Here is a 22,065-nt window from a genome sequence, read left to right as displayed (position 1 = left end):
ACCATCAGCGAGCACGTCTCCACGGTCGTGAAACGACGGGAGCAGTCAGGACACTGGCGGCGCCTGCGGATCGACGTGCCGTCGTCGGTCGTACGACTGTCGACGACACGGCTGTCGGGGTGCCTGCAGAAGGGGCAGTGCATGACTCCGAACCCTCCTCACAGCAGACTCAATAGCCTCGCCGGCCTCATCGGCCCCTCGAAGCAGCCCCAAGCATAGGCGATCTCCGAGCGCCCGAAGACCCGGGGGACCACAACTTCTGGGCTGCTACCGCAATCCAACCACTACATGTGGGGATTGGCTCATACACACAGGCGCTGCGCGCGTGTCGCGTCCACACGGGGCTGCACGCTACGGCCACAGCCGCACGCGGCACTCATGAGCGCACCGCCGTATCGCTGCGGCACATACGGAGATACCGTGAGCGCCACACGGAGGGGACGTGGGACTCCCGCACAGATGGGGGGTCGGATCCCGGCTGATCCACAACCGGATGGCAGACTGAGGCGACGGCTCACGAGGCCGCACACGACGGTGAAGAGTACAACAATGAGCCCTTTTGCCCGCCGGACAGCGCGTTAGCCATACACCCAGACACATGATCGCGTCAGTCGATTCGCGATTTTTCACTCGAACGTGTGTTTGGCGCAACCTTTCGAAAGCAACTACCGTTGTGCAGCAGGGAGACCATCGAGAGGGGCCGACGTGACCACCACCGCAGACAGTGCCACCATCACTGCCCAGGACCGCTCCCAGGGCCGACTCGAGCCGGTGCATGCAATGAACGAAGCCGTGAATCCCGAGGGACACAAGCGCTCCCTTCCGGGACGACCTCCCGGCATCCGAGCGGACAGCTCGGGGCTCACCGACCGGCAGCGCCGCGTGATCGAGGTCATCAGGGATTCCGTGCAGCGGCGCGGCTACCCGCCGTCCATGCGGGAGATCGGCCAGGCGGTAGGCCTGTCGAGTACGTCCTCGGTCGCACACCAGCTGATGGCACTGGAGCGCAAGGGCTTCCTCCGGCGCGACCCGCACCGCCCTCGCGCGTATGAGGTGCGCGGCTCCGACCAGGCAGCATCCGCGCAGCCCACGGACACCGCCGGCAAGCCCGCCGCGTCGTACGTCCCGCTGGTCGGCCGCATCGCCGCCGGTGGCCCCATCCTCGCGGAGGAGTCCGTCGAGGATGTCTTCCCCCTCCCGCGACAGCTGGTCGGTGATGGCGAACTGTTCGTCCTGAAGGTCGTCGGCGACTCGATGATCGAGGCCGCGATCTGCGACGGTGACTGGGTCACGGTCCGCCGCCAGCCGGTCGCCGAGAACGGCGACATCGTCGCAGCGATGCTCGACGGCGAGGCCACCGTCAAGCGCTTCAAGCGCGAGGACGGCCACGTCTGGCTGCTCCCGCACAACGCGGCGTACGAGCCCATCCCGGGCGATGACGCGACCATCCTGGGCAAGGTGGTGGCAGTGCTGCGCCGCGTCTGACGGCTGCGGCGGGCGAGGCCGAAGGCGTCGCCCCCTGACCGGGCCCCGGGACCCCTGCGCCGGTTCCGGGGCCCTGTGCTGTCCCGGGTCCACGGTGAACGCCGGTCCAGGAGCCGAGACCGACGTCACCTGATCACGGGTCGCGAGTTGGATCTTGGATAGGGGTGGGTCGTGGATAGGGGTGGGTCTTGGATGAGGGTTGGCCTGTCGGGTCTCCAACAGCCAACCCCCGATCACTGTGCCTGCTCAGCCTCCGCCTGCTCCGCCTCCGCCTGCTTCGCCGCGGCATCGATCGCGGCCAGCGACTTGCGGACCTGGTTACGGTCCGTCGTGTACCAGAAGTCGGGCAGTGACGCCTTCAGAAAGGTCCCGTACCGCGCCGTGGCCAGCCGCTGGTCCAGTACGGCCACCACGCCGCGGTCCCCCGACGCCCGTACGAGTCGGCCGGCGCCCTGAGCCATGAGCAGTGCGGCGTGGGTGGCGGCGACCGCCATGAAGCCGTTGCCGCCGGCGTCCTCCACCGCCTTCTGACGGGCGCTCATCAGCGGGTCGTCCGGTCGTGGGAAGGGGATCTTGTCCATGACGACCAGCTGACAGCTGGGTCCGGGGACATCGACGCCCTGCCAGAGGGACAGCGTGCCGAAGAGACACGTCTCAGGGTCTGCCGCGAAGTTCTTGATCAGCTCACCGAGCGTCTCCTCGCCCTGGAGGAGGATCGGGAACTCCGGGATGCGGGAGCGAAGCTCCTCGGCGGCCAGCTGCGCAGCCCGCATCGAGGAGAACAGGCCGAGTGTGCGGCCTCCGGCGGCCTGGATCAGTTCGGTCAGCTCATTGAGCATGTCGGCGCGATCGCCGTCCCGCGCAGGGCGGGACAGGTGCTTGGCGACGTACAGGATGCCCTGCTTGCGGTACTCGAAGGGCGAGCCGACGTCCACACCCTTCCACTGAGGGAGTTCCTCGCCCTCCGTGCCCTCGGGGGCGAGTCCCAGGGACGCTCCGACGCCGTTGAAGTCGCCACCCAGCTTCAAGGTCGCGGAGGTCAGGACGACGGAGCGGTCCGTGAACAGCTTCTCCCTGAGAAGCCCCGACACGGACATGGGAGCCACGCGCAGAGACGCGCCGAAGCGGTCGTGACGCTCGTACCAGACGACGTCCCACTCGGAGCCGTTGGTGATCCGCTCCGCAACGTCGTGCACGGTCTCGACCGAGGCCAGCGCCTGCTTGCGGACCGCGTCCTCGTCCTGCACGGACTTGTCGCGTGTGGCGCCGATCGCGGAGATGACGGTGCGGCAGGCGTCGCGCAGTGCCATGAGCGCGTAGGCGAGGTCCTCCGGGATCTCCTCCAGTCGGCCCGGCAGGGCCAGCTCCATCAGCCGTTCGAAGCCCTCGGCGGCGGTCTGGAGCTGGTCCGCGGCCTTCTCGTTCACGAGCTTCGCGGCGCGGCGCACCGCGCGGTTGACCTGGCCCGGGGTGAGTTCGCCGGTGGCGGCTCCGGTGACCCGGGAGACCAGTTCGTGTGCCTCGTCGACGATCAGAACCTCGTGCTGAGGGAGGACCGGGGCGCCCTCGATGGCGTCGATCGCGAGCAGCGCGTGGTTGGTGACGACCACCTCTGAGATCTTGGCGCGCTCACGGGCCATCTCGGCGAAGCATTCGGCGCCGTACGCGCACTTGGATGCGCCGAGGCACTCCCGGGACGACACCGACACCTGGGCCCAGGCCCGGTCGGACACGCCGGGCGTCAGGTCGTCGCGGTCGCCTGTCTCGGTCTCGTCCGCCCAGTCGCGCAGTCGCAGCAGGTCCTGCCCCAGTTTGCTGGTGGGCGCGGCCGCCTCGAACTGGTCGAAGAGGCCCTCCTCCTCGTCCTGCGGGACGCCCTCGTGCAGGCGGTGCAGACACAGGTAGTTCGACCGGCCCTTGAGCATCGCGAATTCGGGGCGGCGGCGCAGCAGCGGGTGCAGTGCATCGACGGTGCGCGGCAGGTCCCGCTCCACGAGCTGACGCTGCAGGGCCAGGGTGGCCGTCGCCACGACGACGCGCTCCCCGTGCGCGAGCGCAGGCACGAGGTAGCCGAGTGACTTTCCGGTGCCGGTGCCGGCCTGGACCAGCAGATGGGAGCCGCCGTCGATCGCCTCCGCGACGGATTCGGCCATGGTCACCTGGCCGGGGCGCTCCGTGCCGCCGACGGCAGTGACGGCAGCATGCAGGAGTTCGGGGAGTGAGGGCTTTGTCATAGCGCGACCACCCTACGGCGCGGCACTGACAAACGGGTGATCGCGGTGGGGACGGGGGATGGGATCAAGACCGGGGGTTCCTCGGGTGGGGATCGGAGCAGTTCGGATGTGTGCGGGTTCGATTCGGATGGGTGCGGCGTCGGTCCATTCGAGGTCGGAGGCTGGTTCGGATGTGGTCGAGGTCCGTTCGGGGAGGGCCGGCCGAGTCGAGGGGGGTCGAAGCCGGACGGAGGGGGCCGGGGCGATCGGGATGCGGTCAGGATCGGCTGGTTCTGGAGCCGGGTCGCAGCTACTCGGTCAGGGGAGCCGCCCCGGTTATGGGAGCCGCCCCGGTTATGGGAGCCGCCCCGGTCATGGGAGCCGCCCCGGTCAGGGGAGAGATCGGTCCTATCTGAATTCCGGGATCGGTCCTACCTGAATTCGGTCCGTCGGGAACGGGAACCGGATCGACGCGTGCGGTGTACCAAAAGTGACGATGCTGCGACTTGGCGTCACAGCAGATGGCGCAGGCTCCGGTCTCTGACCATGAGGGCGGCCCGCTTGGCGGGCAGTTCGATCTCGGCGGAGAACCGGAAGCCGGCGCTCAGGAAGGCGGCGACGGAAGGGGTGTTGTGAATGTCGGGTTCGGCGACGATGCGAGCGCAGGCGGGCCGCTTGTCGAGCACGAGGTCGGCGACGGCTCGGAGAAGGGTTCCGCCGAGTCCTCGTCCGCGCTCGCTGACGGGACCGATAAGGAGATGGACTCCGGTGTCGTGGGGCCGAGCCGGGTAGTGCCGGGCCAACGGGTCGAGGTCGGCTCGGTAGATCTCCCAGTAGCTCATCGGCGTGCCCTCAAGCATGCCGAGGCACGGAATGCTGCGTCCATCGCCGGAGAGCTGGGACCGTAGATGCTCCTCGGTCGCGTCCTGCGGGCCGGCAAGCCCCCAGAACGCCGCGACGGCAGGGTCGTTCATCCACCGGCTGACGATCGGGAGGTCTCTGGCGATCCGCACGGGGACCAGGTGAAGCACTCCTGCCGGTGTACTGATCGGCCCCCAGTCGGCCACGGCGTCGAGCAGATCGTCGGGGCTCGGCAGGACGGGGGTGGGTGCGGCCACGCCTCCACGACCCGGGCGCCGCTTTCCGCCGGCATCAGCGTCCTTCGCAAGGAGCGCCAGGAGTTCCTCGGGCAAGCCGAGGTCCAGTGTGTCCTCGCTGTCCGCGTCCGCGCCGCCTGCCCTGCCGACAGCGCGCTCAAGAGCGCCCGGTCTCGTGGCGGTGCCGATATCGGTGACGGGGGCGGTACCGGCCTTGGCAGTCGAGTCGGTGGGAGGCACGGCGACACTCCTCTCAGGAGGCGGGGCGGGTCATGTTCCTCGGGGACGACGGGTTGGTGAAAAAAGGGGGCGGTGAAAGCGGGGGGCAATGGTCCGGAACGCAGAAAGCACATGGTGTGGGACGACGACGCCGGTCGTGCCGTTCGGCGCGGTCATGTGCAAGGCAGGCAGGCATGACGATGACGGTCAGAAGTGCAGGGGGTTGGCGATGGTGACGTAGACGGACTGGGTGTCGACCGGGCCGACGAGTTCGTCGAGGCCGTGCAGCCGGGTCAGCAGGTTGGCCTTGCAGCGCAGAACGGGTGAGTCGAGCAGGAGGGCAGGAAGCGGGGTGCGCAGACGGGTGGGACCGGCGGCTGCATCTGCCAGGAATCGGCGGAAGGCGGCAAGCAGCAGCCGTTCGTCGGCGAGATGCTGGGAGCCGAACGCGCCGATGAGACCGAGCACGTTGTTGATCGCGAGGTAGTACGAGAAGCGCTCGTCAGTGACCTCGTCCGAGACGAAGGAGTCGCTGGCCTCACCGATGCCGGGCATCCGGGCTTCGAGTTCCGCGCGCCGGGATTCACGGAAGTAGTAGCCCTGGTTGTCCCGATAGCGGCCGCCCGAAGGCCAGCCCTCGCTGTCCAGCAGGAGCAGGGTGTTCTGCTGGTGTGCCTCCAGCACGACTCCCGCCTCGGCGTCCAGCCAGAGCACTGGCCGGACTACCTGTTCGAGATAGCGCAGGAACCACTCTGCCGCGACGGTCCCGCGAGGGTGCCCTGTCCGGGCGGCCAGACGCGTGATCAGGTCAGCAAGGCGGGACCGCGGGGGCTGCCTCTCCGACCGAGGTCGGCCCACGACGCCCGTGGGTCGTGCCTGAGGACCGGGCGAGACGAGTGCTGCTACGCAGGACACGTCGTCGGAGGGCCGGAACGGGTTGTGCCGGATCATCACGTCGAGGCCGGCCAGGGGAGCACCGTCCGCCGCGTCGACGGCGAGCCAGGCCGGGTCGCGAACGATGTCGAATCCCGGGTGCGCGGCCTGCCACTCCGTCGAGAGGCCGCTGCGCAGGAGTCGATGGACCTCGACGCCACGATGCAACTCCTTGCGCAGGTTCTCACGCCGGGAGTTGGTGATGCGCAGGCCCAGAGACAGCTTGAGCATGGCGGTGGCGTCAGACCGGTAGACGGTGCGCACGGAGGAGGTGGGGTGCCACGAGGCGCCGTGGGTGCCGAGGTCCCGGAGCATTCCGGCATCGAACAGGGCCGCGGCCTCGGGGCGTTGCCGGACCTCGCGCACCTGCCAGGGGTGCAGAGGCAGCGCCGTGTACCCGTCGGGCAACGGCAGCCCTGGCCCGGCCAGTCGGGCCGTGAGCTGGGCCGCGGGTACGACACGACCGCGCTCGGTCCATGCCGAGTCGGTGGCGAGGAAGGAGGGAGCGACAGCCAGCCAGTGCAAGGGGAAGGAGCCACGCAACTCGGGTGAGTACAGCCGTGCTTCCGCCTCGGAGAGACCCTCGCGGCTTTTCGGGGTCGGGTGGAATGGATGCCCGAGCATGAGCGCCTGCTCGGCCGTGAGGAAGAGGTCGGAGCCCTCGTCGGGATCGTTCCGGCGCTCGCTGATGAATGTGACGGTTCGTCGGACTGAGTCGGCGACGCGGGCGACAAGGTCGGTGGCAGCGGACATGGTCTCCGCTCCCCCGAGTGTCTCCCGGCCGAGCAGTGCCGCAAGGGTGACGGCGTCGATCAGCGGCGAGTCGTCAGGGGCGTCGGCCAGGCGCGGAAGGCCGAAGCGATGCCACCCGGTCGGGGACCAGTAGTGGACCGGGGCCAGCAGGGTCGCGCCGGTGGCAGGGGCAGGGATGCGGAGGATCCTGTCGTCGGGAGCCGGAACGTTGGTCTCACGCACCCAGCAGCGGAGCAGGTTCTCCACAGCGGCGGCCTGGGCTGCGGTGTACGGGTCCGGATGCTTCAGGAGGTCGGAAGGGGAACCATGCGGCCGCGCGGCCGCGCCGGCGCCTGCCTGCGTCGGCGCCTCGGCCGGAGTCTGCACAACGGCAGCGCCGTGTGCGGGGACGCGTCGCCGCGGTGCACCTCCTTCCCGCACGGGTGTGACTGGCTGCGCGCGTGCGTCTGCTTGAAAGCGTGCCTTTGCCTGAAGGAGTACGTCTGCTTGAGGGCGGGCGTCTGCGGCTGCGCGTGCGTCTGCCTGTGCGGGCGCGGGCGTACCCGCCCGTACGCAGGGGCGTCCCTGACCGCGAGCAGCCGGCACGGTCGTCGATAGGGGCGGTTCCGGCGCGGGCGGTTCCGGCTGGCAGACGTGTGCGTCGGAGGAGCCTCGCGCGCGAAGGTCGACCTGGCCGTCGGATGCGGAGGTGGTGATCAAGGCTGGTCCTCTGGGGTGGTTCAGGCTCGTGCGGCGACGGCCGTCGTTCCGCGACGAGGGTGGGCATGGGCCTTGCGGGCCGCGTTCTGAAAGTGCGTTTGGAGGGGGTGTGTCAGGTGGAGGCGCGGTTCGGCGGGGACGTGAGGTCTCGCTCGGAAGTGAGCCGTGAATCGGGCGTGCATGGCTCAGGAGCGCAGGGCTCGGCGGATGCCGACGCCAGGGCCCCTGCCGGCGTGCGTACGCAGGCGCCCCCATCGGCCGCCGCGCTACCCCGCCCGATCCGCCCGGTCACCGTGCCGCTCCCGATGTGGGCGCGGCTGGTGCATCCGGCCATGACCAGCGTGGCCGCGGGACACCGCGTCCACCGCGTCGGCCAGCCGATCCAGTACGGCTGCAGCCTGTTCGTCGCTGATGGTCAGGGGCGGCAGCAGCCGTACGACGCTGGAGTGGCGGCCGCCGAGCTCGACGATCAGGCCACGTCGCAGGCATTCCCGTTGGATGGCGGCCGCGAGTTCGGGAGCGGCGGGACGAGGATGACGATCCCGATCCCGTGTTGCCGTCACGCCTGCGCCTCTCGCGGGGGACGCGAAGTCCGCCGACGAGTTGTCCGTGTTCGCGTCAGGCTCGAGTCCTGCCAGGACGCCCCTCCCGTCGTCGGCACACCCGAGGCCGACGGAAACGCCCCGCTCGTCCTGGTCCTGAGCGGCCCCGCGCCCTTCGACAGGCGCCAGGAACCCTGGCCCGTCGCCCGTCCCCTGAAGCGCCGGCAAGGCCGCGGGCAGCCCGTTGTCACGCCCGGAACCGTCCTCCGGCTCCACCACCTCGACCCCGATCATCAGCCCCTTCCCGCGCGCATCGCCGATGCACGGGAACTGAGCGGCGAGTCCCTGGAGTTGGTTCAGCATCCGGGAGCCCAGTTCGGCCGCCCGCTCGGCGAGGTGGTTCTCGCGGACGTAGGCGAGTGTGGCCGTGCCGGCGGCCATGGCGAGTTGATTGCCGCGGAACGTTCCGGCGTGGGCGCCTGGTTGCCAGGCGTCGAGGTCGTCGCGGTAGACGATGACGGCCAGGGGCAGGCTGCCCCCGATGGCCTTGGAGAGGACCATGACGTCGGGAGTGACGCCGCTGTGCTCCACGGCCCAGAAGGAGCCGGTGCGCCCGACGCCGGTCTGGACCTCGTCGGCGATCAGTGGGATGGAACGGTCGGCCGTGATCTCCCGCATGCGCCGCATCCAGCCGTCCGGCGCGGGGATCACCCCGCCCTCGCCCTGGACGGGTTCGAGGATCATCCCGGCGGGCTGTGGCACACCCGACTTGGGGTCGTCGAGGACGGACTCGGTCCAGCGGGCGGCGAGTTCGGCGCCGCGTTCACCGCCGACGCCGAAGGGGCAGCGGTAGTCCTGCGGGTAGGGCAGGCGTGCGACCCGTACGTCATGGGCGCCCCCGGATGCGGCGAGGGCTCCGGCGGTCATGCCGTGGTAGGCGCCGCTGAAAGCGAGGATTCCGCTGCGTCCCGTCGCGGCCCGGACGAGCTTGAAGGCGGCCTCCACGGCATCGGTGCCGGCCGGTCCGCAGAACTGCACACGCGCGTGGTCGGCCAGACCCGGCGGCAGGGTGTGGAACAGTTCGGTGATGAAGGCGTCCTTGACGGGTGTAGCCAGGTCGAGGACATGCAGCGGCGCACCCGAGTCGAGGACCTTGCGGATGGCCTCCAGGACGACCGGGTGATTGTGTCCGAGCGCCAACGTCCCGGCGCCCGAGAGACAGTCCAGGTAACGGCGGCCGTCCGCGCCCTCGATGGTCAGCCCACGCGCACGAACCGGCACGATCGGCAGGGCGCGGGCGTAGGTGCGCGCCGCCGACTCACGCGCCGACTGCCGCCGGAGGATCCCCTCGTGCACGGCACGCGCCCCCGTCGACTCGGACGTCCCCCCGCGCAAAGATTCGGTCACGACCATGGCTCCCTGTCCTCCCGCTGTCCAGGGGCGAGCAGGTCTCACGCGTCCTCGCCCGACCCGACATACGAAGCCCCGCGAGCGTCCACTCGAAACTCCGGGGAACTGGGCACTGAGGGCCGCCCACAGGCAGCGGGCCCACCACCGCTACCAACCCCGGACCGTTCACCGGGTTACGGGTTGCTTCAAGATCCTTGCTGTAGCGAAACCGTTGCCGTCCCGTCGGGTCTCCCCCACAGCGACCGCATAGTGTGTGGTGCCGTCCCAACGCGCCCTGACCTCACGCGGAACCAGAAGTTGACCAGCGGGAGCTCACGGCCGCGGCACCAAGTACCGTCACCTCAGGGGGAGTCAGATCATGCGATCGATACGGCCGTCGTCCACCGCTCGCCGCGGAAGGAGCGCGCGCCGCGCAACCTCCCCGCTGCCCGTGGTCGCACTCGCCGCGGCGCTGGCCCTCACCGTCACGGCCTGCGAGTCGGGTGACGCCGAGGCGGGCGGCGGCGCCACCGCCACTGCCTCTGCGGCGCCCGGCGGCGAAGGCAAGATCACGATCCCGGATGACATCAAGGACAAGCTCAAGGAGCACGGGATCGACCTCGACAAGTGGCGGGACGGCGCCTGGAAGGAGTGGAACAAGGACGACTGGCTGCGCGAGGCCCAGGACTACATCAACCCGATCATCGAGGGACTGTGGGACCCGGACCGCATGCGTGAGGCCGAAGACCCGGGCCGGGGCGTCGACGACAGCGACCTCTCCGGTGACCAGGGTGTGACCGACCCGACGCCGCAGCCGGTGCAGGCGCGGGCCGTGTCGCCCGAGTACCACGCCAACGCCCCCGAGGCGGGCAAGGTGTTCTTCGACTCGCCCAAAGGCACGATGGTCTGTTCGGCGACGGTCGTGCAGGACCCGGCCAACCCCGGCAAGTCCAACATGGTGTGGACCGCGGGCCACTGTGTGCACGCGGGCAAGAGCGGTGGCTGGTACCGCAACATCGCTTTCGTGCCGTCGTACAACAACGCGGGCGTGGGAACCGCGGAGTTGGAGGGTGCCACCAGGGAGGAGGTCGCTCCCTACGGCGTGTGGTGGGCCGACTGGGCGCAGACCTCGGACCAGTGGATCGCCCAGGGCGGTGCGACGGGCGGGGACGGCGCCCCGTACGACTTCGCCGTGCTGCATGTGAAGCCGGAGGAAGGCGGCAACGGCAAGTCCCTCGAGGAGACGGTCGGCTCGGCCCTCCCGGTGGACTTCGACGCCCCGGCCGTTCCTCAGGTGAACAGTGTCAAGGCGATCGGTTACCCGGCAGCCGCGCCGTTCGACGGTCAGAAGCTGTACCAGTGCCAGGACAAGCCGGGTCGGCTGTCGCTCAGGGCCTCGGATCCGACGATGTACCGCATCGGCTGCACCATGACCGGCGGTTCGTCCGGTGGCGGCTGGGTCACGACGGGCTCGGACGGCAAGCCGGCGCTCGTGTCCAACACCTCGATCGGGCCGGTGGAGTCGGGCTGGCTCGCAGGTCCGCGGCTGGGCAAGGAAGCCGAGGGCATCTTCGCCTCGGTGAGCGAGAAGTTCGCCGGTCAGTGACCGCATCGGCGGCGAAGTGGTGGGCAGAAACCTTCACCGCATCGCCGCCGTTCGCCCTCAATTGCACAGGCATAGTGGGGTGTCGTATCCGAAGGGTTCGCTGCGCAGTGCGCATGCCCTTTCGGACGGCAAACACATGCCGATCCGCCGGGCGCGAGGCATCGGCCGGCCGGCCGTCCCGCCATCGCGCGCAGGCACGAGGCATCAAGGCACCGAGACACCGAGACACAACTGCAAGGCACGTACCAACGGGGGTTGTCGCACCATGCGTTCCATACCTACGTCCGCAGCACCACGCCGCAGGCGCCGCTCCGTCCTCGCCGCCACGGGGCTCGTCGCCGCGCTCGCGCTGACCGCGACCGCCTGTGACGGCTCGGCGCAGGACGCGGCGAGGGAAGGGGCCGATGCGGCCGCGTCCCAGGCCGCGGGCGCCGGTGTCGGCGACGGCAAGATCCAGATCCCGGCCGACATCGCGGACAAGCTCAAGGAGCACGGCATCGATGTCGACAAGTGGACCAGCGGCGGCTGGAAGGACTGGGACAAGGACAAGTGGCTCAGCGAGGCCAAGGACTTCGTCAACCCGGTGATCGAGGGCCTCTGGAAGCCTGAGCGGATGCAGTCCGCGAAGGAGGCCAACAAGACCGTCACGACGCAGGACGCCTCGGCCGACCAAGGCATCAGCGACCCGGAGCCGGCGCCGGTCCGGGCCACGGCCGAGAAGACGCCGTACCACTCGAACGCGGCCCCGGTCGGCAAGGTCTTCTTCGACTCCCCCGACGGCCCGGCCGTCTGCTCCGGCACGGTCGTCAAGGACGTCAACCACCCCGGCAGGTCCAACCTCGTCTGGACGGCCGGCCACTGCGTGCACGCGGGCGGCAACGGCGGCTGGTACCGCAACATCGTCTTCGTCCCGGCCTACAACGACCTCGGCAAGTCCGCGGCACAGCTGAACAACGCGAGCTCCTCCGAGATCGCCCCGTACGGCAACTGGTGGGCGGACTGGGTCTCGACCTCGAACGAGTGGATCCAGGGCGGCTCGGAGACCGGCGGCGCGGGTGCCGCCTACGACTACGCCGTGCTGCACGTGAAGCCGGAGCAGGGCGCCAAGTCGCTCGAGGAGACGGTCGGCGCCGCACTCGATGTGGACTTCTCGGCCCCGTCGGCGACCGAGGTCGGCAAGATGGGCGCCTGGGGCTACCCGGCGGCACCGCCGTACAGCGGGCTGCGGATGTTCAAGTGCTTCGATCAGCCGGGCCGCTTCTCACTGAGCCCGACGCTGCCGACGATGTACCGCATCGGCTGCACCATGACCGGTGGTTCGTCGGGCGGCGGATGGTTCCGGGTGGTGAACGGGGAGACGAAGCTGGTGTCGAACACCTCGATCGGCCCGGAGAACAACACCTGGCTCGCGGGCCCGCAGTTGGGGACGAAGGCCGAGGCGCTGTACCAGAACATGAGCAGGACGTACGGCGGTCAGTGACTCACCGGAACGGACCGGGCCCGCTCCCCTGCGACAGGGAGCGGGCCTTCGGCCGTTCTACGGCAACTCGTGCTGCGTGGTCCGAGCGACGGCTCAGGCGGTCGTCGCCGGAACGTACGGCGCCAGATCCGCCGCCAGTTCCTCGTGCACCCGCACCTTGAGCAGCGTGCCCTCCGGGGTGTGCTCCTCGGAGATCACCTCGCCCTCGGTGTGGGCGCGGGCGACCAGCTTGCCGTGCGTGTACGGCACGAGCGCCTGGATCTCGACCGATGGGCGCGGCAGCTCGTTGTCGATCAGGGCGAGCAGCTCGTCGATGCCCTTGCCGGTGCGGGCCGAGACCGCGATGGAGCGCTTCTCGATCCGCAGCAGCCGCTGGAGCGTCAGCGGGTCGGCCGCGTCGGCCTTGTTGATCACGACGATCTCGGGCACGTCGGTGGCGCCGACGTCCCTGATCACCTCGCGCACGGCGGCCAGCTGCTCCTCCGGGTTCGGGTGCGAACCGTCCACCACGTGCAGGATCAGGTCGGACTCGCCGACCTCCTCCATGGTGGAGCGGAACGCCTCGACCAGGTGGTGCGGCAGGTGCCGTACAAAACCGACCGTGTCGGCCAGCGTGTACAGCCGGCCGCCCGGCGTCTCGGCCCGGCGGACGGTCGGGTCCAGGGTCGCGAACAGGGCGTTCTCGACCAGCACCCCCGCGCCCGTGAGGCGGTTGAGCAGGGAGGACTTGCCGGCGTTGGTGTAGCCGGCGATGGCGACCGAGGGCACCTTGTTGCGCCGGCGTGCCTGGCGCTGGATGTCGCGGCCGGTCTTCATCTCCGCGATCTCCCGGCGCATCTTCGCCATCTTCTCGCGGATCCGTCGCCGGTCCGTCTCGATCTTGGTCTCACCGGGACCACGGGTGGCGAGGCCGCCGCCCTTGCCGCCGCCCATCTGCCGGGACAGCGACTGACCCCAGCCTCGCAGCCTCGGCAGCATGTACTGCATCTGCGCGAGCGCGACCTGCGCCTTGCCCTCTCGGGACTTGGCGTGCTGGGCGAAGATGTCGAGGATCAGGGCCGTACGGTCGATGACCTTGACCTTGACGACGTCTTCGAGGTGGATGAGCTGGCCCGGGCTGAGCTCACCGTCGCAGATGACGGTGTCGGCGCCGGTCTCCAGCACGATGTCCCGCAGCTCGTCGGCCTTGCCGGAGCCGATATAGGTGGCCGCGTCGGGCTTGTCGCGGCGCTGGATCACGCCGTCGAGCACGAGCGCGCCCGCGGTCTCCGCGAGGGCGGCGAGCTCGGCCAGCGAGTTGTCCGCGTCCTGCACGGTCCCCGAGGTCCAGACGCCGACGAGCACGACCCGCTCCAGTCGGAGCTGGCGGTACTCGACCTCGGTGACGTCCTCAAGCTCGGTGGAAAGGCCCGCGACACGGCGCAGAGCCGCGCGGTCGGAGCGGTCGAACTGGTCGCCGTCCCGCTCTCCGTCGATCTCGTGGCTCCAGGCGACGTCCTCTTCCATCAGGGCATCGGCCCGAAGACCTTCGGGATAGGTGTGCGCGAGGCGCTGAGTGTCCTGGGAAAAGGAAGAAGAGGAGGTCATTGGGTCCTTACGTCGATGGGAATCCGTGTGCGGCGACGGGGTGGCAGCGACGCTTCGGAACGAGTCCGTAGCGCCCGGAGACTGATCCGTCACTGCTCACAACGCACGAGTACCCCGGGAGATTCCCGCGTCCCGTGCCGCGCCGACCCGAAGATGGTCGCACGGCACGGGCCGTCTCGTCACCGTCTTATTCCGCGGTCCCCCGCGGCGCGGTGGACTACTTGGTGGACGCCTTCGTCGGCGCTTTCGTCGGCGCCTTCGCGGGGTCCGTCGACCGCCACTCCGGCTGACCGGGCATCGGCGGGGTCTTCTTGCCGTACAGCCAGGCGTGCAGGAACCCGTCCAGGTTCCGTCCGGAGATCTCCTCCGCGAGCGCGACGAAGTCCGCGGTCGAGGCGGCCGTGTCCTGGTACCTGCTCACCCAGGCGCGTTCCAGACGCTCGAAGGCAGGAGCGCCGATCTCCTGGCGGAGGGCGTACAGGACCAGGGCCGCGCCGTCATAGACGTTCGGCCGGAAGATGCCGTTCTTCTTGCCGGGGGCGGCGGCCTTGGGGGCGGCGGGCGGTCCGCCGGCCGCGCGCCAGCGGTCGGAGGCGGCGTACGCGGCCCTCATCCGAGCCTCCAGCGGCCTGCCTGCCTTCTCCGCCGCGTACAGGGCCTCGTACCAGGTGGCGTGCCCTTCGCTGAGCCACAGGTCGGACCAGCTGCGCGGGCTGACGCTGTCGCCGAACCACTGGTGCGCCAGCTCGTGCACCATGATCGACTCGATGTACCACTTCGGGAAGGCGGACTCGGTGAAGAGTCCTCGCTCGAAGAGGGAGAGGGTCTGGGTCTCCAGCTCGAAGCCGGTGGCGGCGTCGGCCATGAGCAGCCCGTACGTCTCGAAGGGGTACCGGCCGATCTTGCTCTCCATCCAGGAGATCTGGTCGGGCGTCTTCTCCAGCCATGGTTCGAGCTGCTCGCGGTGCTTGGTGGGCACGACGTCGCGCAGCGGCAGTCCGTGCGGGCCGGTGCGGTGCCGCACCGTGGAGCGGCCGATGGAGACCTGCGCGAGTTCGGTGGCCATGGGGTGCTCGGTCCGGTACGTCCAGGTCGTCGCCCTGCCCCCGCGGTCGACGTCGCTCCGCAGACCGTTGGCGACGGCGGTGTAGCCGTTGGGCGCGGTGACCCGGATGGTGAACATCGCCTTGTCGGAGGGGTGGTCGTTGCACGGGAACACGACGTGGGCGGCGTCGGCCTGGTTGGCCATGGCGAGGCCGTCAGCGGTCCGCACCCAGCCGCCCTCCCGCTCCTTCCCGTACACGGGATCGCTGGTGTGCCGCACGGTGATGCGCGTCCAGCTGCCGTCGGGCAACGGCGCCTCAGGCGTGACGACGAGGTCCTCACCGGCGGTGCTGAAGGTCGCGGGCTCCCCGTCGACCTCGACGGACTCGACCTTGCCGTGCGCGAAGTCCAGATTGACGCGTTCCAGGTCCGCGGTCGTCCAGGCGTCGATCCTGGTGACGGCCTGGAGCGGTTTGCTGTTGGTGCCCGGGTAGGTGAAGGAGAGGTCGTACGACATCACGTCGTAGCCGGGGTTGCCCAGGTACGGGTAGAGGCGGTCACCGACACCCAGGGGCGTGGCGGGGGCGCTCGCGGCGACGAGGCAGGTGGAGACGGCCAGGGCGAGCAGCGCGGGCACCCTGAGGCGCCGGCGGGTTCGGGGACTCGGGCGAGAAGCGCCAGGGACTGGTCGCTGAACCTTGGTGCGGGGGATGAGCAGCATGCACCACGGCTATCAGCGCGGGCGGGCGGGGCGTCGACGACGCGCGACCGGCCCACTCGAACGGGTATGTCGGGTGGGTGCCGCGTGGGGGACGGCAGGGGGCGCGGGCCGACGCCTACACGCCTGTGCGCACCTGCACCACTTGCACGCACCAGTGCGCCATCCTTCCTGCCAAGCGCCCGGCGCCCGCCCTCACGCCCTTGAGACGCCCGCGCCCTCACGCCCCCTGCGTCTGCGGTTGCGCCCTGCTCACGTCGTACACGCCGGCCACGTTCCGCATGGCCCGCATCAGCCCGGGGAGCCGCGCCGCGTCCGGGAGCTGGACCGTGTAGGTGTGGCGTACGCGCTGCTGGGTCGGAGGCTCGACCGTCGCCGACACGATTTCCGCACCCTCCAGGGCCATCGCTTCCGTGAGGTCCGCCAGGAGGTGCGGGCGAACGAACGATTCGGCGACCAGGGTGACCCGGCACTCCGTGGTCTCCCCCCAGCGCACGCCGATCTCCGGGCGCCCCGCGCTTTTCATACGCGCCACCGCGGCGCACCCGACGCGGTGCACGGTCACCACTCCCCCGCGCACCGAGAATCCGGTGACCTCGTCGGGCGGTACGGGGGTGCAGCAGCCGGCGAGGCGTGCGCTCGCGCCCGGCCGGTCGACGAGGACGTGGGCTGCGGTGGAGCGGCCGGCAGGCCCCTCGGCGGCCGGGTGGCCGGCTGGTCCCTCCCCGAGAGGACGGAAAGCCGTGCCCTGCCCGGCCTGGCGGAAGGCCGTTCGCTGTTCGGCATGGCGGAAGGCCGTTCGCTGCTCGGCCGGGCGGACATCGGTTCCGTCCCTGGCCGGGCGGACGGCCGTCCCGTCCTCGACGGCCTCCTCGTTCGCCGATCCGCTCCCCGTGTCACGGAACGGCGCCGCCCCGGCCTCGTCGGTGACGGAGGCAGCGCCCTGCGGCGGATGGGTGGCGAGCCACCGCTGGATGGCGATCCGGGCGGCGGCGGTGTGGGCGTGCTCCAGCCACTCCCTGGAGGGCTCCGAGGCCGGGTCCTGCCCCATGAGGAGCTGGACGGTGTCGCCGTCCCGCAGAACCGTGCTGAGGGTCGCCAGGCGGCCGTTGACGCGGGCGCCGATGCACGCGTGCGCGTCCTCGCCGTACTGCGCGTAGGCGGCGTCCACACAGGTGGCGCCCTCGGGCAGGCCCAGGGTGCCGCCGTCGGGCCGGAAGACGGTGATCTCCCGGTCCTGGGCGAGGTCCTCGCGCAGCGTGGACCAGAACGTGTCGGGGTCGGGCGCCGCCTCCTGCCAGTCGAGGAGGCGGGACAGCCAGCCGGGGCGCGTGGGGTCGGCGCGCTCACCGTCACTCGAAGGGGCCTGCTCCTCCGCAGGAGGAGCGTAGGGATTGCCGAGCGCCACGACACCGGCCTCGGCGACCTTGTGCATCTGGTGGGTACGGATGAGGACTTCGGTGACCTGGCCGTCCTCGCGGGCCACGGCGGTGTGCAGCGACTGGTACAGGTTGAACTTGGGGACGGCGATGAAGTCCTTGAACTCCGAGACGACCGGCGTCATACAGGTGTGCAGTTCGCCCAGGACGCCGTAACAGTCCGCGTCCTCGTTCACCAGCACCAGCAGCCGCCCGAAGTCGGCGCCGCGCAGGCGCCCGCGTTTGCGCGACACACGGTGGACGGAGACGAAGTGCCGGGGCCGGATGAGGACTTCGGCCTGGATGTCGGCCTCGCGCAGGACCTTGCGCACCGCGTCGGCCGTCTCGGCGAGCGGATCGTCGGCGCGGGAGGCGTTTTCGACGATCAACTCCCGGGTGTGCTCGTACTCGTCCGGGTGGAGGATCGCGAAGACCAGGTCTTCCAGTTCGGTCTTGAGCGCCTGGACACCGAGCCGTTCGGCGAGCGGGATGAGGACGTCGCGGGTCACCTTGGCGATGCGGGCCTGTTTCTCGGGACGCATCACACCGAGGGTGCGCATGTTGTGCAGCCGGTCGGCGAGTTTGATCGACATCACGCGGACGTCGTTGCCGGTGGCCACGAGCATCTTGCGGAAGGTCTCCGGCTCGGCCGCGGCGCCGTAGTCGACCTTCTCCAGCTTCGTCACGCCGTCGACGAGGAAGCGGACCTCCGCGCCGAACTGCTCGCCCACCTGATCGAGGGTCACGTCGGTGTCCTCGACGGTGTCGTGGAGCAGAGAGGCCGTCAAGGTGGTGGTCTCCGCGCCGAGTTCGGCGAGGATCAGCGTCACGGCGAGGGGGTGTGTGATGTACGGCTCGCCGCTCTTGCGCATCTGGCCGCGGTGCGAGGACTCGGCCAGCACATAGGCGCGGCGCAGCTGTTCGAGGTCGGCGTCGGGGTGGTGGGCGCGATGGGCGTCGACGACATGGCTGATCGCGTCGGGCAGCCGGTCGCGTGAGGCGGGGCCGAGCAGCGCGGCCCGGCCGAGGCGGCGCAGGTCGATCCGGGCGCGGGCCTTTCTGCGGGGCACGGCAGGCGTCACAGGGCCTACTACCGGGCCTGGCGTCGCGGGGTTCGTGGCCTCCGCACTCATGGGCACCTCCGGCTGCGTGGACCGGCGGACGGGGTGCCCCATGGCGGACACGGCTCAGGGGATGGCGACTTCTCCCCCGTCCGGGCCGGTGCTTGATGCTACCGAGCCCATCACGTGCGACTGACCGCCTCTCGCCGAGCGTGAAACGGATCACCCATTCGAGCGAGGGTTTGGAGGTTTACGATTTCGCGCCATGCGGCAAGCCGGAGTTCGCCATTCCGAACGCTCCCGGCCGTGCCGGCGACCTCACATCCAGGCCGTGAGCCGCTCAAGGCTTTGATGCCAAGTCACACAACCGCTCAACGAGCGAGTTGTTCCAGCCAGTCCGCGTCGATCTCGCCCTCGGCCACGATCACCGCGGGACCGGTCATCTCGATCTCGCCGTCGGGACGCTCGGTGATCACCAGGGTGCCGCCTGGCACGTCGACGGTGTACGTCGCGGGGGCGCCGGTGAGCGCCGGGTCGGCTCCGTCGCGCCGGGCGGCGGCCACGGCGACGGCGCACGCGCCCGTGCCACAGGAACGGGTCTCGCCGGAGCCGCGCTCGTGCACGCGCAGGGCGACATGCCCAGGTCCCCGGTCGATCACGAACTCGACGTTCACCCCGTCCGGGTAGGCCGAGGCCGGGCTGAACGGCGGCGGGGAGAGAAGATCGCCGGCGTGTGCGAGGTCGTCCACGAAGGCGACGGCGTGCGGGTTGCCCATGTTCACGTTGCGCGCGGGCCAGCTGCGCTCGCCGACGCTGACGGTGACGTCTCCTTCGGGGAGCAGCGCCCTGCCCATGCCGACCGTGACGTCACCCTCCTTGGCGATGTGCACGGTCTTCACGCCGCCGCGCGTGGCGACCGTGAGGTCACCCTCGGAGACGTGTCCGGCGCGCTGGAGGTAGCGCGCGAAGACGCGCACGCCGTTGCCGCACATCTCCGCGACCGAGCCGTCGCCGTTGCGGTAGTCCATGAACCACTCGGCCTCGGCCGCCATGTCCTTGGCCTCGGGATGCGCCGCGGACCGCACCACGTGCAGCAGTCCGTCACCGCCGATGCCCGCGCGGCGGTCGCACAGGGCCGCGACGGCGGCCGGGGGCAGGTCGATGGCGTTCTCGGGGTCCGGGACGATCACGAAGTCGTTCTCGGTGCCGTGACCCTTGAGGAAGGCGATCCGCGTGCTCATTCCTCGATCGTACGGTGCCGCTACGACAGAGCCGAAAAGAAGGCCCGGTGACGGCCACCTCGGCGTAAGACCTGATGACGGCCGCCTCAGCGCAGGCGGGCCACTCTCCACACGGCCAGCACCACGATCGCGGCGACCACCAGGACGTAGGCCAGCACGACCCGCCAGTCCGCTCCGCGCCCGGAGCCCCGCTGTGACAGCCCGGGCCAGGTGTAGCCCACCCGGCGGGCGGCCATCATGCCCCAGCCGGCCGCGCAGGAGCAGATCAGCAGCCCCAGCATGGCGATCACGGCGCCGCTGTCGCCGAAGTCGAAGGCCAGCGGGAACGCGAACATCAGGGAGCCGACCGCGGACAGGGACACGATGGGCGCGAGCTGCCAGATGCGCAGGCGGCGCTGCGGACGCAGCTCGACCTCGACCTCCGGGCCGCTCGCGTACAGCTCCTCGGGCTCGGGGCCGTCGTCGGTGACGCCACCCTCCGCCTCGTCGGGCCCGTCGGGGCTCAGACGGTCGCGGTCCTGTTCCGGTTCGCCCGGGTCGGTGGTGACGTTCTCGGTGCTTTGTGCGGTGTCGCGAGGGCCGGCCTCCATCGCCATCCGCCCTCCCAACTCGGACTCCACTTGGTCGATCGAAGCTCGATGATGGCACGGCACCGGAGGCCGGGATGACGGCCGGAGCGTCCCGATGCCATCACGTGATCAGGCTGTAACCGGTCGTTCGACCAACGCCAGTGCGAGCTGCGGAAGTTCCTTGAGGTCCGCCGCAGCCCCACTCAGCCAGTGCACCCGTGGGTCGCGCCTGAACCATGAATCCTGGCGGCGCGCGAAGCGTTTGGTGGCACGTACGGTCTCGTCCCGCGCCTCTTCGAGGGTGCACTCCCCGGCGAGCGCCGCGAGCACCTGTTGGTAACCGAGCGCGCGCGAGGCCGTACGCCCCTCGCGCAATCCCTGCGCCTCCAGCGTGCGGACCTCGTCCACGAGCCCCGCGTCCCACATCCGGTCGACCCGGCGCGCGATGCGCTCGTCCAGCTCGGGGCGCGCCACGTCGACGCCGATCTGGACGGTGTCGTAGACCGAGTCGTGGCCGGGGAGGTTGGCGGTGAAGGGCTTGCCGGTGATCTCGATCACCTCGAGGGCCCGGACGATGCGGCGGCCGTTGCTGGGCAGGATGGCCTGCGCGGCCTCCGGGTCGGCGGCGGCCAGGCGGGCGTGCAGCGCCCCGGAGCCGCGCAGCGCGAGCTCCTCCTCGAGCCGGGCCCTGACCTCGGGGTCGGTGCCGGGGAACTCCAGATTGTCGACGGCGCCACGGACGTACAGACCCGAGCCGCCGACGAGAATGGGCCAGCGTCCGTCGGCGAGGAGTGCGTCGATCCGTTCCCGTGCGAGTCGCTGGTACTCGGCGACGGACGCCGTGACCGTCACGTCCCAGATGTCCAGGAGGTGGTGCGGGACGCCGGCACGCTCCTTCGGCGTCAGCTTGGCCGTGCCGATGTCCATCCCTCGATAGAGCTGCATCGAGTCGGCGTTGACGACCTCGCCGCCGAGCTCCCGGGCCAGGAAGACGCCCAGATCGGACTTTCCGGCCGCGGTGGGTCCGACTACGGCGATGACACGGGGGGCGGGGGGTGCGCTGCTCACCGCCCCAGTCTCGCAAACCTCACGGGGCGGACTCGAACGAGTTACGTGACGGCACACGCGCGGGGTCGTTGCCAGTTGCGAGGTTCTCGCCGCCGGTTTCGCGGAGGCGGCGACCCGGGGGCGCAAACGGACGCACCGGACGACGCGGGATTTCGCCCGCACGAGTAACGTATGGAGTGGATATGGGCGTTTTCGCACGAATTTTCCGGCGGTCGAAGGCCACGGAGGAAGCGTCAACCGCCGAGGCGCAGGCCGACACACCAACGGCCGAGCCCGCGGCGGGGGAAGCGGCAGAGGCTGCAGAGACTGCAGAGACGAAGGAGTCGGCCGAGGTCGAGGCGGAGGACGCGGACCGGTCGACGGCGGCGGCGGAGTCCGACGACACGGACACCGACGACGGCGTCGAGATTCCCAAGCAGCAGTCCGTCGACGAGGCGGCCGACAGCGAGGCCGGCGAGAGCGCCCGCACGTAACTGTCCCGCGCGGGAAGGTGAAGCATGGGTCTGATGCGCAATTTGAAAGACAAACTCGCCCCGGCCAAGGACAAGGTCGCTGACTTCGCGAAGCGTCACGAGGAGCAGGTCCACCACGGCCTCGACAAGGCCGCGAAGGTCGTCGACGAGAGGACCAAGGGCAAGTACAGCAACAAGATCCAGACGGGCACGGGCAAGGCCAAGGGCGCCGTGGACCGACTCGCGCACAAGGGCGACGACACGGCGACGGACCGGAGCGCGCCGCCGTCGGACTCGCCCCCGCCGGACTCACCCCCGCCGACCACGTGAACGGCACATCGGTCTGAACGGCACATCGACGGACGGCCGCGGAGCTTGACGGCTCCCGGCCGTGCGCCGGTTTGGGGCGGGCCCCAGCACCCGCAGGTCGCGAGGGGATAGGGAGATGAAAAGTGTTTAATACACTAACATTCACTGATATTTTGTTTTAC

General features: G+C 70.1%; 15 protein-coding genes and 1 pseudogene. 5 read left to right on the top strand and 11 right to left on the bottom strand.

Going from position 1 to position 22,065, the window contains the following annotated elements:
- A pseudogene (locus ABZ078_RS41435) lies at positions 1 to 143 on the bottom strand (transcriptional regulator NrdR); the annotation flags it as partial.
- A 562-nt stretch (positions 144 to 705) separates the two neighbouring features.
- Here ABZ078_RS41435 and lexA point away from each other — a divergent pair.
- Entirely contained in the window at positions 706 to 1,485 is a 780-nt protein-coding gene (gene lexA / locus ABZ078_RS41430) for a transcriptional repressor LexA (RefSeq protein ID WP_356583705.1), read from the top strand.
- 233 nt (positions 1,486 to 1,718) lie between these two features.
- On the opposite strand, the gene ABZ078_RS41425 is transcribed toward lexA, so the two are convergent.
- The 4 genes from ABZ078_RS41425 to ABZ078_RS41410 all read right to left on the bottom strand — a co-directional run bounded on the left by ABZ078_RS41425 (position 1,719) and on the right by ABZ078_RS41410 (position 9,354).
- Entirely contained in the window at positions 1,719 to 3,719 is a 2,001-nt protein-coding gene (locus tag ABZ078_RS41425; RefSeq protein ID WP_356583704.1) for an ATP-dependent DNA helicase, read from the bottom strand.
- A gap of 491 nt (positions 3,720 to 4,210) precedes the next feature.
- The gene (locus tag ABZ078_RS41420; RefSeq protein ID WP_356583703.1) at positions 4,211 to 5,035 is read right to left on the bottom strand and encodes a GNAT family N-acetyltransferase; all 825 of its coding nucleotides are present in this window, start codon (positions 5,033 to 5,035) and stop codon (positions 4,211 to 4,213) included.
- Positions 5,036 to 5,221: 186 nt separating this feature from the next.
- Positions 5,222 to 6,988 (bottom strand): IucA/IucC family protein, encoded by a 1,767-nt coding sequence (locus ABZ078_RS41415; protein ID WP_356583707.1) that lies wholly within the window; start codon positions 6,986 to 6,988, stop codon positions 5,222 to 5,224.
- 677 nt (positions 6,989 to 7,665) lie between these two features.
- Positions 7,666 to 9,354, bottom strand: coding sequence for a diaminobutyrate--2-oxoglutarate transaminase family protein (locus ABZ078_RS41410; RefSeq protein ID WP_356583702.1), 1,689 nt, complete (start codon positions 9,352 to 9,354; stop codon positions 7,666 to 7,668).
- 355 nt (positions 9,355 to 9,709) lie between these two features.
- Here ABZ078_RS41410 and ABZ078_RS41405 point away from each other — a divergent pair, with 355 nt between their 5' ends.
- Together ABZ078_RS41405 and ABZ078_RS41400 are read left to right on the top strand one after the other, a co-directional pair.
- Positions 9,710 to 10,936 carry a hypothetical protein gene (locus ABZ078_RS41405; protein ID WP_356583701.1) on the top strand — a complete coding sequence of 409 codons (1,227 nt, stop codon included), beginning with the start codon at positions 9,710 to 9,712 and terminating at the stop codon, positions 10,934 to 10,936.
- A gap of 265 nt (positions 10,937 to 11,201) precedes the next feature.
- Positions 11,202 to 12,416: a hypothetical protein gene (locus ABZ078_RS41400; protein ID WP_356583700.1), complete on the top strand. Its 1,215-nt coding sequence runs from the start codon at positions 11,202 to 11,204 to the stop codon at positions 12,414 to 12,416.
- Between the two features lie 93 nt (positions 12,417 to 12,509).
- On the opposite strand, the gene hflX is transcribed toward ABZ078_RS41400, so the two are convergent.
- From hflX to miaA, 6 genes are all read right to left on the bottom strand, one after another.
- The gene (gene hflX / locus ABZ078_RS41395) at positions 12,510 to 14,003 is read right to left on the bottom strand and encodes a GTPase HflX (protein ID WP_356583699.1); all 1,494 of its coding nucleotides are present in this window, start codon (positions 14,001 to 14,003) and stop codon (positions 12,510 to 12,512) included.
- A 217-nt stretch (positions 14,004 to 14,220) separates the two neighbouring features.
- The gene (locus ABZ078_RS41390) at positions 14,221 to 15,768 is read right to left on the bottom strand and encodes a M1 family metallopeptidase (RefSeq protein WP_356583698.1); all 1,548 of its coding nucleotides are present in this window, start codon (positions 15,766 to 15,768) and stop codon (positions 14,221 to 14,223) included.
- A gap of 217 nt (positions 15,769 to 15,985) precedes the next feature.
- A complete protein-coding gene (locus ABZ078_RS41385; RefSeq protein ID WP_356583697.1) occupies positions 15,986 to 18,316 on the bottom strand; it encodes a RelA/SpoT family protein in 2,331 nt (776 codons plus the stop codon).
- A gap of 299 nt (positions 18,317 to 18,615) precedes the next feature.
- Positions 18,616 to 19,485 carry a diaminopimelate epimerase gene (gene dapF, locus ABZ078_RS41380; RefSeq protein ID WP_356583696.1) on the bottom strand — a complete coding sequence of 290 codons (870 nt, stop codon included), beginning with the start codon at positions 19,483 to 19,485 and terminating at the stop codon, positions 18,616 to 18,618.
- A gap of 86 nt (positions 19,486 to 19,571) precedes the next feature.
- Positions 19,572 to 20,075, bottom strand: a complete 504-nt coding sequence (locus tag ABZ078_RS41375) for a hypothetical protein (protein ID WP_356583706.1) — start codon at positions 20,073 to 20,075, stop codon at positions 19,572 to 19,574.
- Between the two features lie 108 nt (positions 20,076 to 20,183).
- Entirely contained in the window at positions 20,184 to 21,122 is a 939-nt protein-coding gene (miaA, locus tag ABZ078_RS41370; protein WP_356583695.1) for a tRNA (adenosine(37)-N6)-dimethylallyltransferase MiaA, read from the bottom strand.
- Positions 21,123 to 21,304: 182 nt separating this feature from the next.
- On the opposite strand from miaA, the gene ABZ078_RS41365 reads away from it, so the two are divergent.
- Complete coding sequence (locus ABZ078_RS41365) at positions 21,305 to 21,595, top strand: hypothetical protein (protein ID WP_356583694.1); 291 nt, start codon at positions 21,305 to 21,307, stop codon at positions 21,593 to 21,595.
- 24 nt (positions 21,596 to 21,619) lie between these two features.
- The gene (locus ABZ078_RS41360) at positions 21,620 to 21,904 is read left to right on the top strand and encodes an antitoxin (RefSeq protein WP_356583693.1); all 285 of its coding nucleotides are present in this window, start codon (positions 21,620 to 21,622) and stop codon (positions 21,902 to 21,904) included.
- Positions 21,905 to 22,065 lie beyond the last annotated feature (161 nt).

The organism is Streptomyces sp. NPDC006385 (genome assembly GCF_040612485.1).
In the GTDB taxonomy this organism is placed as follows: Bacteria; Actinomycetota; Actinomycetes; order Streptomycetales; family Streptomycetaceae; genus Streptomyces.
The sequence above is the reverse complement of the archived record's forward strand: the minus strand, read 5'-3'. Positions and strand labels throughout refer to the sequence as shown.